Origin of the sequence: Microbispora hainanensis, assembly GCF_006874475.1 — a bacterium.
Taxonomy (GTDB): Bacteria; Actinomycetota; Actinomycetes; order Streptosporangiales; family Streptosporangiaceae; genus Microbispora; species Microbispora hainanensis.
Map to the genome: position 1 here is coordinate 34,745 of NZ_VIRM01000021.1, position 11,349 is coordinate 46,093.

Here is an 11,349-nt window from a genome sequence, read left to right on the forward strand (position 1 = left end):
CGGCAAGGCGTTCCTGGCCCCGGCGCAGCCGATGCGCCGGGGCAGCACCGGGGCGGGGGCGATTCCGGGGTCGTGGAAGTTCAGAAAGGCCCCCACTTCTGAGCCGTGACGACCCTGGGCGGCCGCAGCTGCCGCACGTGCCGGCTGTGACAGGCAAGATTTCGGCATCTGATGGCCTCCGGACGTTCATGGATCCGAGCGTCATGGGCTTCGAGACGCTCACACCGGCACACGTGCCGACGTATGGGGCGGGCTGTCCACAGCTGGACGCGCGTCGACTCATGGCGGGGCTTCGCAGCGGTACTCTCTCCTGGTGTGTGCGTGCCGGTGCCCAGTGACTCCGAGTCGCTGGGCATTGGCTTCTGTGCGGGTGCGGGCGTGAAGGAGCAGCGGTGAGCCAGCAGCGTCGGGGACTGGGCAAGGGTCTTGGGGCACTGATCCCCACGGGACCGATCGTCGATCCGGCGTCCACGGCGAGCGCTCCCCCTCTCGGCCTGCAGTCGACCGCGCCGGGCACGCCGGCGACGGGCCTGCGTCCGGTGGAGGGCGCCTACTTCCAGGAGATCGAGGTCGACTCCATCTCCCCGAACCCACGGCAGCCGCGGGAGGTGTTCGACGAGGACCGGCTCGGCGAGCTCGCGGCGTCCATCAAGGAGGTCGGCCTGCTGCAGCCGGTCGTCGTCCGCGCCGTGGAGGACGGCCGTTTCGAGCTCATCATGGGGGAGCGGCGGTGGCGCGCCTCGCAGCTCGCCGGGCTTGACCGCATCCCCGCGATCGTCCGGAGCACGCAGGACGACGAAATGCTCCGTGAGGCGCTGATCGAGAACCTCCAGCGGGAGCAGTTGAACGCCCTGGAGGAGGCGGCGGCCTATCAGCAGCTGCTGGACGACTTCGGAGCCACGCACGAGGTGCTGGCCAAGAAGGTCGGACGGTCGCGCTCGCACATCAGCAACACCCTGCGATTGCTGAACCTTCCTCCCGAGGTGCAGCGCCGGGTGGCAGCAGGGGTTATCAGTGCCGGGCATGCGCGGGCGCTTCTGGCGCTGAACGACCCCGCCGCCCAGGAGCGGCTGGCGATCCGGATTGTGGCCGAGGGCCTGTCGGTCCGGACCGTCGAGGAGATCGTGGCTCTGGGCGAGGCGACCGCCGGGCCGGCGCCGCGCAAGCCCCGGGCGAAGAAGCCGACCGCCCCCGCGCTACGCGATCTGGCGGATCGCCTCTCGGACCACTTCGAGACGAAGGTGAAGGTCGATCTCGGCAGCCGGAAGGGTCGCATCGTGGTCGAGTTCTCCACGATCGACGACCTGGAGCGCATCATCGACACGATGGCGCCGGATGCCGCCCACGCGATGCGCAGCAGGGGCATCACGGCGGAGTGACCGCAGAGCCTGCGGCAGGAAAACCGCGCCCCCGTGGTCGGGGGCGGCGAGGGCGGCATCCGGGTGGCTGCCGCCCTCGCGGCGTCCCGGCCCGGGCGCAGTACAGGCGCCCCTGCCGCAGGTTTCACGTGAAACATCGCGCCCAGTGCCCCGCAAGTTGAGCCTGGGGTCGTGTGTCGCCCCCTCCGTTGCGAGCAGGCTCGCAGCCCGTTCGCTCACCGGCGTCCCTGCGAGCCCTCGTCGCCTTTACCAATGCCTGACCACGCCCCGTTGCGGTCCTCCCGGCTGCCCGACCGGGTGTCCCCGGCGCTCACATGGGTTGGTTGGCCACAGGAGGCCGACCGCTTGGCTGCGCCGTGGTTTCCGGCGGCCAGCCACGCCTTGATCGGAGCCGTCTAATGCGGTGTCCAGGAGCCTCGGCCGGGTCGGTCACTGCGCCGGAAGGAGCCCTCCGGTGCCCGCGGAGCCCACTCCGCTCCCTCTGCTCGCGAACGGGCGCACTTGCAGACGTCCATTCGAGCCGCCCCGGCGGCGTCGACGGGGTAGATCGGCACCCGATGCCTGGGAGCAGAGGCGATCGCCTCCTGAAGCGAGGTCTCCACCAGGTGCTCATGGACCAGACCGCCACGGCGCTCGGCCCCCTCTCACGACCACGACTGGGGCCGCTCGGTGTGGTCCCCCCCGGATCGCCCCCGACGCGGACCCGACGCGGACCCGACGATGACCGTGATCGCCTCGGATCCCCGGCGGCCTGGGAGGGCTCCTCCGCCGGCGACTCCTACACCACCGAGGCCGACGTTATGTTCGGGGTGCCCCCAGCGCAAGAGGCAGACATGCCTCCCGGCTGGCGGCGGCAGGACGGAGTGCCGCCGGGGTGCCGGGTCGCGATGGGGGAGGGTGCGTGGGGCGCCCCTGGAGACGCTGTCTTCCGTGTCATGCTCCGATGCGTCGATGGGGAAGCCGGACCAGGCGGCTGATAGGCGCGTCAGCCTCGTCGGGCCATCCCCTGGCGTTCGTGCCTCAACCACCGTCCGGACGAGGGAGCGGAGCGGAAGGGAGTGAGGACCGCAGCGAAGGCCCAGGCCCGGGCCCCGCGGAAATTCGGAGCTTGCGAGGGATTTTCGTGGGTGGAGCGGAGCGGACTTCGGGAGGACCGGAGGTTCCTTCCGGCGCAGTGACCGGAACCCGGCCAAGCATCACACTGACTCCCTCGGCTACGCGCCCCCACGCAACCGATCCCGCGACCATTCTCACGACCGTTCTCACGACCCCAAGCCAGGCCAACCCGTCCCTAGAGTTCCCGCGCATGGGCCGCGCGAGCGTGTGGCCGGTGGGCTCCGCGCGGTTCTTAGCCGGGGGGCTGGGTGAGCCTTGTGGTCGCGGGGTTGTCCGCGTAGGGCGGCGCGGCTGGGGTCTGTGAGGGTTTTTTGGTCGGGGCAAGCTAGTGTGCTTCGTGGTCGTGAGGTCGGTCACGGGGTCGGTCTGGCTTGGGCGCGCGCCGCGGCTGTCCTCACCCACCCCAATGCACACCAACTCCCCCTCTAGGACTGGCCTGGAGGAGGAGTGTTTCACGTGAAACGGAGGCGAGTCAGCCGCGGGCGGCGGCGAGCTCCAGGAGTCCCTTGCACAACGTGCCGAGATCGCGGCCCGCAGCCTCCGCGGCCATGGGCAGCAGGGAGGTCTCCGTCATGCCGGGTGCCACGTTCACTTCGAGGAAGTACGGCTTGCCGTCGGCGTCGACGATGAGGTCGGTGCGGGAGATGTCGCGCAGGCCGAGCGCGGTGTGGGCGGCGACCGCCATGCCGGCACACGCCTCGGTGGCCTCGCGGGAGAGCCGAGCCGGCGCGAAGAACTCGGTCTGCCCGGCCGTGTATCGGGCGGCGTAGTCGTAGACGCCTCGGTCGGGCACGATCTCCACCGGCGGAAGCGCGACCGGCCCGTCGCCGAGATCCACCACGGAGACCGCGACCTCCACACCCTGGACGTACCGCTCGATGAGTGCGGTGTCGCCGTAGGCGAAGCACCCGACCATCGCGGCGGGCAACTCTTCCGCCGTGCGCACCATGGAGGCGCCCAGCGCGGACCCGCCGCGCGAGGGCTTGACGAAGAGCGGCAGGCCGAGCCGGTCGATGATGCGGGCGAGCACGGCCGTGGCGCCGAGATCGTGGAACGTCTCCTTGGGCAGCGCGACCGAGTCGGGCGTGTTCAGCCCCCAGGAGCGGACGACCGCCTTCGCCGTGGGCTTGTCGAACGCGACCCGGCAGGCGTCCGGCGTGGCACCGACGTAGGGCACGTCGAGCAGTTCCAGCACCGAGCGGATAGCGCCGTCCTCGCCGGCGCCGCCGTGCAGGGTGACGAAGACCGCGTCCGGGGGGTCCGCCAGCACGCCGGGCACGAGGGTGGCGTCGGCGTCGCGGGTCTCCACGTCCACGCCGGCGGCCCGCAGCACCTCCGCGACGCGGCGTCCCGAGCGGATGGAGACCTCACGCTCGTAGGAGAGCCCTCCCGCCAGGATGAGCACGTGGCCCAGATCGCTCATCACGCCTCACCGCCCATGCGCTCCACCACGGCGCCGATCGCGGTCCAGCGGTGATTCGTCTCGCCTGGCCCGAGTCGCGTCCCCCTCCACGGACGCGCGGGGGGCGATCCTTGGGTCATCGTTCGCTCGCTCACGAAGAGGGCCTTTCTCGCCTCGACAAGTCAGTACGGCCAGCCTGAACAGGCTAGTGCCCCGCCCGCGCCGCCGCGTCGTCGCGTCAGGTCTCAGACGAGGTCGTACTTGTGCCAGAGCCGCCCATGAGCGGTGCCATGGGCGGCTCCTCCGTCACGTTGGGGCAGCGGCCGTACCGTGTTCAGGCGAGATCCGGGCCGGGAGTGTCGACGCCAGAGTGCCCCGGTGTGGAGCCCGTGCCGAACGTGTCCCGCAGCCGTAGCTCCTGCTCGATCACGCCGGCCAGGCGGCGCACGCCCTCCTTGATGCGCTCGGGCTCCGGATAGCAGAACGACAGGCGCATGTTCCGCGAGCCGCCGCCGTCGGAGTAGAAGCCGGTGCCGGGCACGAACGCGACCCGCTCGGCGACCGCGCGAGGGAGGATCGCCTTGGAGTTGAGCCCCTCGGGGAGGGTCATCCAGACGAAGAACCCGCCGGCGGGGCGGGTCCACGTGCAACCGGGCGGCATGAGCACGTCGAGCGCGCCGAGGAGCGCGTCGCGCCGCTCACGGTAAAGCTCGCGGAACGACTTGATCTGCTCCCGCCACGGCTGGGTGGCGAGATACTGCCCGACGGCGAGCTGGGTGAAGGACGAGTGCGACAGCACCGCCGACTCCATGGCCAGGACCAGTTTGTCGCGTACGGCGTGCGGGGCGAGGGCCCAGCCAACGCGGAAGCCGGGGGCGAGGGTCTTGGAGAACGAGCCGAGGTAGACCACGCCCTCGGGGTCGTCGGCCCGCAGCGCCCGCATCGGTTCCCCGTCGAACCCGAGCAGGCCGTAAGGGTTGTCCTCCACCACGAGGACGCCGGCGCGGCGGCAGATCTCCAGCACCTGGCGGCGGCGCACCTCGTTGAGGGTGACGCCGGCCGGGTTCTGGAAGTTGGGGATCGTGTAGAGGAACTTGATCCGGTTGCCGGCCGCCTGGAGCGCGTAGATGGTCTGCGCGAGGGCCTCGGGGATGAGGCCCTGGTCGTCCATCGCGATGTGCACGACCTTGGCCTGGTAGGCGCTGAACGTCCCGAGCGCGCCAACGTACGAGGGTCCCTCGGCGAGCACGACGTCGCCGGGGTCGATGAAGATCCGGGTGATCAGGTCGAGCGCCTGCTGTGAGCCCACCGTGACGACCACGTCGTCGGCGTTCGCCTCGATGCCCTCCATGCGCATGACCTCGCAGATCTGCTCGCGCAGGGCGGGGTCGCCCTGCCCGGAGCCGTACTGCAGAGCCACGGAGCCGCGCGAGGCGACCAGGTCGGCGACGAGCTCGCTGACGAGATCGAGGGGGAGCGCGTTCACGTACGGCATGCCGCCGGCGAGCGAGACCACCTCGGGCCTCGACGCGACGGCGAAGAGAGCTCGGATCTCGGAGGCGACCATCCCGGCAGCGCGGGCGGCGTACCTGTCGACGTAGGCGTCAATGCGCGACCCTTGAGTCGCGTTCGTCCGACCGTGATCAAGCTCTTGTGCCACGGTCCACCTCCGATCACGTAGCCGAGAAATCCAGGGTACGGTAACGCGCCACTCCGATCACAACAGGGTATTGACCATCAAGGGCCCCTTTTCTTGCATTCCCGCACCACTGGTTTCGGCCGGCCCAACCCCTTTAATGGTCGTCGGCGGCTGTTGTGGCGCGCCCGCTCCCGGCCCTTCCCCTGAGTTACGATGCGAGCTGGAGACGCCGTATTCGCGCGCTTTTCTGGCAGGACTCCTGACGGGGATTGGGGCATCACGTGTCGCGTCGGCTGGTCAATGTCACGCTGGACAATCTCGATGACCTGCCGCGACGGTGCCGGCGGTGCGTGTTCTGGGAGCTTGACCCGGTCGGCGGCGAGCGCGCCGTGGAGGCGGGCGACCCGGCCCTGGAGAAGGAGGCGTGGATCTCCGCGACCCTCCTCGAATGGGGAAGCTGCGGGAAGATCGCCTACGTGGACGGGGTGGCGGCCGGGTTCGTGCTCTACGCCCCGCCGTTGTACGTCCCGCGTTCGGTGGCGTTTCCGACCTCTCCGGTCAGCTCGGACGCGGTGCTGTTGATGACCGCGCACATCGTGCAGGAGTTCACCGGCGGCGGGCTGGGCCGGATGCTCGTGCAGGGCGTCGCCAAGGACCTGACCCGCCGCGGCGTACGGGCGATCGAGGCGTTCGGCGACCTGAAGTGGGAGAAGCCGGGCGGCTGCGTGCTGCCCGCGGACTATCTGCTGTCGGTCGGGTTCAAGACCGTGCGCCCGCATCTGCGCTTCCCCCGCCTCCGGCTGGAGCTCAAGACGGCCGTGTCGTGGCGTGAGGACGTCGAGGTGGCGCTGGAGCGCCTGCTGGGGTCGATGTCCCCGGAGCGGGCCCTGCGGCCCGTCTGAGGGGCACCACAGGTCTCGCCCGGCCCACCCCGTCTGTCCCTGGCCCACCGGTCTAGCGCTGGCTCACCGGTCTCGTTCCGGCCCAGAAACCCCACTGGCCCAGCAACCCCACCGGCCCAGAAACCCCACCGGCAAGAAAACCCCACCGGCTCGGCGGTCCCGCGTACGGGACCCGGGAAACGCGAGAGCCCCCCGGCACGCGTGCGGGGGGCTCTTCGGATGATGCCGGCGGGTATCGGCCGTCAGATGACGCCGTCGAGCTCGCGCAGCAGCATGGCCTTCGGCTTGGCGCCGATGATCTGCTTGACGACCTCTCCGCCCTTGTAGACGTTCATCGTCGGAATCTGGAGCACACCGTAGTCACGGGGCGTGACCGGGTTCTCGTCGATGTTCAGCTTGACGATGGTCAGCTTGTCGGCGTTCTCGGCGGCGATCTCCTCGAGGATCGGCCCGACCTGACGGCACGGACCGCACCACTCGGCCCAGAAGTCGACCAGAACCGGCTTGTCGCTCTTGAGGACCTCGGCCTCGAAGCTCGCGTCCGTCACGCTCTTGATCGCGCCCACGGTATCTCTCCCCTTGCATGAGTGGTGTGGCGGTGCAGACAACCGCGGGGACAGTCCCCGCATTCCCGACGTCGGGACTCAGGCGTTCACCGTCAGCCAGCGCTCGGCGTCCAGCGCCGCCGCACATCCGGTCCCGGCGGCCGTGATGGCCTGACGATAGGTGTGGTCGACGACGTCTCCGGCCGCGAACACCCCGTCGATGTTCGTGCGCGTCGACGGCGTCTCGACCTTGATGTACCCCTGCTCGTCAAGGTCGATCTGGCCCCTGACCAGGTCGGTGCGCGGCTCGTGGCCGATCGCGATGAACAGGCCGCCGACCGGCAGTTCGGTCTCCTCGCCGGTCTTGACGTTGCGTATCCGCACACCGGAGATCCGATCCTCGCCGAGCACGTCGACGACCTCGCTGTTCCAGATGAAGCGGATCTTCTCGTTCGCGAACGCCCGGTCCTGCATGATCTTGCTGGCGCGCAGCGAGTCGCGGCGGTGGATCACCGTCACCGACTTGCCGAACCGGGTCAGGAAGATCGCCTCCTCCATCGCCGTGTCGCCGCCGCCGACGACCGCGATCTCCTGGTCGCGGAAGAAGAACCCGTCACAGGTGGCACACCACGACACGCCCCGCCCCGACAGCCGCTTCTCGTTCTCCAGCCCGAGCTCGCGATAGCCCGACCCCATGGCCAGGATCACGGACTTGGCGTAGTAGGTGTCGGTGTGGGTCTTGACGACCTTGGGGTTCGCCGTGAGGTCCACCTCGACCACGTCGTCGGCCACCAGCTCGGCGCCGAAGCGCTCGGCCTGCTTGCGGAAGTTGTCCATGAGGTCCGGGCCCATGATGCCGTCGGGGAACCCGGGGAAGTTCTCCACATCGGTGGTGTTCATCAACGCGCCGCCGGCGGTGACCGACCCCTCGAAGACGAGAGGCTTGAGGTCCGCGCGCGCGGTGTAGACGGCCGCCGTATAACCGGCCGGACCCGACCCGATGATGATCACGTTACGAACGTCGCTCAACGGACCCGCCTTCTTCGCTCCCGGTGGACATGCAGTGCCCTCAACAGATCCTAGGCCCCGGTCATTCCCGGGGGGATCCCCGATACGGCGAAGCCCCCCGGAGGTCGCGGGGGGCTTCGTCACTGCCGATGGTACGGCTCGCGCCGCGCGGTCACTTCCAGGAGGCCAGGACCTCGGGCCGCAGCTTGTGGCACCGCGAGTCCACGACGACCACTCGTACGGCGTTGCTGCTCTTGTCCTCCCAGAACGCCATCACCGTGGCCTCGTTGCCGTTGTAGAGGGCCTTGTCGACGCCGATCGGTGTGCGGTCGAGCTCGGTCGAGAACCGCTTGACGCAGGTGTCGAGGTCCTCGTCGTCGTTGGTGCCCGAGCCGGGCGCCACGCCGAAGTAACCCAGCAGCGGCCCGCGCAGCTCCCGGCTGGTGTAGTTGTGGCCGCTGGCGTACGTCGAGTAGGTCAGCGCCTGGACGTTGTCCGGGCTCTGGCCGGGCGCGCCCTGGCTCACCACCTGCCGGGACGGCGAGTCGCCGAACGAGAGCAGGCCGGTGGCGAGACCACCGCTCCCGATCACGACGGCCGCCGCCGCGGCGACCGCGGCCGGCAACGCCCACGTGCGCCGCCTGGACGCCTTGCGGCCCGCCGTACGCGGTCCGGATCGGCGCCCGGCCGGCACGATCGTCCCGTCGTCGGCGACGACACCCAGCGGAACCACCGGCGCGGGCTCGCGCTCCGGCTCCGTGCGTGTGTCCGCGGCGATTTCCGAGGTGGTCTGCGAGGTGGTTTCCACCGAAGCGGCGACCGGAGGCTCGACCGTCTCCCACGGAACGTCGTCCCATGGGGCGTTTTCCCACGGGGCCGGCTCCTGTGGAGCGCTGTCCCAAGGGGCGTCCCGCAGGACGCGGTCCCAGTCCGGAGCCTCGGCGGCCAGCGCCCGGTCGATACGCCTGGCGACGCCCAGAGGCATCGCCGGCACCGGCATCGCCGCCAGGACCTCCCGGACCGCGGCCAGGTCGGCAAGGCTCTCCCCGCAGGGGTCGCAGACCGCGAGATGCTCGCGGACCCGCCGGGCCGTCGTGTCGTCGAGGAGACCCTCCGCCAGTTCGGCGAGAACCTCCAGGTCGTAGTGCGTGTCACCCGTCACGAAGTTCTGCTCCCTTCCCGGATGAGACGCGAGTGAGGTCGGATCGGTTCCGCAGATGCGAAAGAATCGGTGCGAGTTTGGCGCGTCCCCTTGCGCAGCGGCTCTTCACGGTGCCCGGCGGGACGCCCAGCACCGCCGCCGCGTCGTCCACCGCGTACCCCATCATGTCGACCAGCACGAGAGCCGCCCTCTGGTCGGGCGGCAGCAGCTTGAGCGCCGCCGTGACCTCCAGGGAGACCTCGCGCTCGCCGGCCTGGTCGGTCGCGGGGGCCTCGCGCTCCGCGGCCTCGATGAGCTCGTCGTCGGCGACCGGCCGCACGGACTTGCGGCGCATGCGGTCGAGGCAGGCGTTGACCACGATGCGGTGGAGCCACGTCGTGACCGCCGCCTCGCCGCGGAAGCTGTCCGCCTTCCGGTAGGCCGAGACGAACGCGTCCTGGACCGCGTCGGCGGCCTCGTCGGGATCCCCGAGCGTGCGCAGGGCGACCGCCCACATCCGGTCGCGATGCCGCTTGACGATCTCGCTGAACGCGTGAGGGTCGCCGCCGAGGTGGCGGGCCAGCAGATCGGCATCGGACGTCGCGCGTCGCGCGTGCTCAGCCGTCGGGGGATTGTCTGGTGGGGAATTCACAAGTCCCTGCTATGCCGATCCTGGGGAATGCACCGTTACTTCGTAGATAGTGCCACGATACTGCCCGTTGTAGGGGGGAAGCCGAGTGAACCAGATCAAAACGTACTGACCCGTCGTGGCCTTTTCCGGGGTGAGCGTCACCGAACCCGATGCGCCCTTCTTCTCCGCCACGGTTTTGAGAGAGGACAGATCCGCCGCGTCGCCCACCTTGAGCTGCACGGTCGATCCGCCGGCGTTGCCCAGGGAGACGACCACGTCGGCGATGGGGATCGGCTTGCCCATGTCGAGGATGAGCCCGACGCCGTCCTTGAGGCGCCCCAGGTCGGTGGTGCTGTAGCTGTCGGTGTGCCAGTCGGTGGACGGCTTGCCGTCGACGGCGAGCGGGGCGAGCTCCGGCTTCTCGGCGCGGTCGGTGCCCAGGGGGTCGAACCCCGCCGCGCTCACCGGCTTGACGGTGACCGGCTTCCGCGAGGGGGAGGGGGACTGCGCGGTGCCCGACTGGGCCACGTCGCGCGGGGTGTTGCCGAGGTTCTTGCCCACGGTCCAGGCGCCCACGCCGACGGCCGCCATCACGAGCAGGACGATGACGGTCAGCAGGACCTTGCTCGCGGCGCCGGTCTGCGGACGCGGCGGCGGTGGCGGCGGGACCATCGACATCTGATGTGCCAGATGAGACGGCACGCGGGGCGGCATGGCCGACCTGCCCAGCCCGTCCGGCGCCTCGGTGTGCAGGTTCAACGCGGGCGGCGCGGTGGTGACCGGCGCCGGCGCGGGGCGGGGCACCTCGGCGAGCGCCTCGGCGACGTCGGCCGGGGTGGCCAGCGGCGGCTGCCCGCGCCGCGGCTCCTGCAGCAGCGCGCGGCAGGTGATGGCGTCGAGGTAGCCGGGGACTCCTGCGGTGACCTGCCGTGGTGTGCAGATCTTGCCGTCGTCCAGGGGAGCGGGGGGCAGCCCGCAGTCGGAGTCGCCGGGCCAGTGGCCGGTCAGCGCCGCGTAGAGCAGGCGGCCCAGCCCTTCGGCGTCGTCCTTGGCGGGGTCCTCGCTGCTCAGGTCGAGGATCGCGGCGTCGACGGCGAGGCCGAGGAGCTTGACCGTGCCGCCGCTCGTCCAGACCAGGCGGCTGGGGGTCAGGTGCAGGTGGGTGAGCCCCGCCGCGTGCGCGTGCGCCAGGGCCTCGGCGGCCTCGGCGACCAGGGCGGCGCCCCGCTCGGGCTCGACGGGCCCGCTCTCCAGCAGGTCGAGCAGCGACTCGCCGCTGACCCACTCGCTCACGACGTACGCCGTGCCGTCCTCGTCGGCCGCGTCGAAGACCTGGGTGAGGCGGGGGTCGGTGAGGCGGCTCGCCAGGCGGGCGGCGGTGACGACTTCCTCGACTCGGGAAAAATCGGGTGCGAACGTGTGGACCGCGACCGGGCGGGCGAGGATCTCGTCCAGCGCCTTCCAGAGGGTCGCGCCGCCGGATTCGTGGACCCTGTCCTCCAGGCGGAACCGATCCGCCAGCTTGGTCCCCGGTTCGACCGTGGACATGCTCATGCGGCCGCCCCGCTCCGCGGCTCATCGGCATG

The 11,349-nt window shown here is 70.5% G+C and carries 9 protein-coding genes; 2 read left to right on the forward strand and 7 right to left on the reverse strand.

Going from position 1 to position 11,349, the window contains the following annotated elements; genetic code table 11:
• Nucleotides 1-392: 392 nt before the first annotated feature.
• The gene (locus FLX08_RS18390) at nt 393-1,379 is read left to right on the forward strand and encodes a ParB/RepB/Spo0J family partition protein (protein ID WP_142620103.1); all 987 of its coding nucleotides are present in this window, start codon (nt 393-395) and stop codon (nt 1,377-1,379) included.
• A gap of 1,588 nt (nt 1,380-2,967) precedes the next feature.
• On the opposite strand, the gene FLX08_RS18395 is transcribed toward FLX08_RS18390, so the two are convergent.
• Both FLX08_RS18395 and FLX08_RS18400 read right to left on the reverse strand, forming a co-directional pair.
• Nucleotides 2,968-3,918, reverse strand: a complete 951-nt coding sequence (locus FLX08_RS18395) for a D-alanine--D-alanine ligase family protein (RefSeq protein WP_142620104.1) — start codon at nt 3,916-3,918, stop codon at nt 2,968-2,970.
• A gap of 313 nt (nt 3,919-4,231) precedes the next feature.
• A complete protein-coding gene (locus tag FLX08_RS18400; protein WP_142620105.1) occupies nt 4,232-5,464 on the reverse strand; it encodes an aminotransferase-like domain-containing protein in 1,233 nt (410 codons plus the stop codon).
• Nucleotides 5,465-5,886: 422 nt separating this feature from the next.
• On the opposite strand from FLX08_RS18400, the gene FLX08_RS18405 reads away from it, so the two are divergent.
• Nucleotides 5,887-6,438, forward strand: coding sequence for a GNAT family N-acetyltransferase (locus tag FLX08_RS18405; protein ID WP_244312731.1), 552 nt, complete (start codon nt 5,887-5,889; stop codon nt 6,436-6,438).
• Between the two features lie 242 nt (nt 6,439-6,680).
• Here the strand turns inward: FLX08_RS18405 and trxA are convergent, their stop codons facing one another.
• The 5 genes from trxA to FLX08_RS18430 form a co-directional block, all read right to left on the reverse strand.
• On the reverse strand, nt 6,681-7,004 hold the full coding sequence (trxA, locus tag FLX08_RS18410; RefSeq protein ID WP_030508599.1) for a thioredoxin: 324 nt from the start codon (nt 7,002-7,004) through the stop codon (nt 6,681-6,683).
• Between the two features lie 78 nt (nt 7,005-7,082).
• Nucleotides 7,083-8,012 carry a thioredoxin-disulfide reductase gene (gene trxB, locus FLX08_RS18415; protein ID WP_142620107.1) on the reverse strand — a complete coding sequence of 310 codons (930 nt, stop codon included), beginning with the start codon at nt 8,010-8,012 and terminating at the stop codon, nt 7,083-7,085.
• A 151-nt stretch (nt 8,013-8,163) separates the two neighbouring features.
• Entirely contained in the window at nt 8,164-9,153 is a 990-nt protein-coding gene (locus FLX08_RS18420; protein WP_142620108.1) for an anti-sigma factor family protein, read from the reverse strand.
• Nucleotides 9,143-9,784, reverse strand: coding sequence for an RNA polymerase sigma factor SigM (gene sigM / locus FLX08_RS18425; protein WP_142620109.1), 642 nt, complete (start codon nt 9,782-9,784; stop codon nt 9,143-9,145). The genes FLX08_RS18420 and sigM overlap by 11 nt, the downstream gene beginning before the upstream one ends.
• A gap of 9 nt (nt 9,785-9,793) precedes the next feature.
• On the reverse strand, nt 9,794-11,317 hold the full coding sequence (locus FLX08_RS18430; protein WP_142620110.1) for a protein kinase family protein: 1,524 nt from the start codon (nt 11,315-11,317) through the stop codon (nt 9,794-9,796).
• Between the last annotated feature and the right edge of the window lie 32 nt (nt 11,318-11,349).

What these genes read in the sequence shown, in the direction of transcription:
- FLX08_RS18395 (WP_142620104.1), bottom strand. Translation starts at nt 3,918, where the DNA reads ATGAGCGATCTGGGCCACGTGCTCATCCTGGCGGGAGGGCTCTCCTAC.
- FLX08_RS18400 (WP_142620105.1), bottom strand. Translation starts at nt 5,464, where the DNA reads ATGGTCGCCTCCGAGATCCGAGCTCTCTTCGCCGTCGCGTCGAGGCCC.
- FLX08_RS18430 (WP_142620110.1), bottom strand. Translation starts at nt 11,317, where the DNA reads ATGAGCATGTCCACGGTCGAACCGGGGACCAAGCTGGCGGATCGGTTC.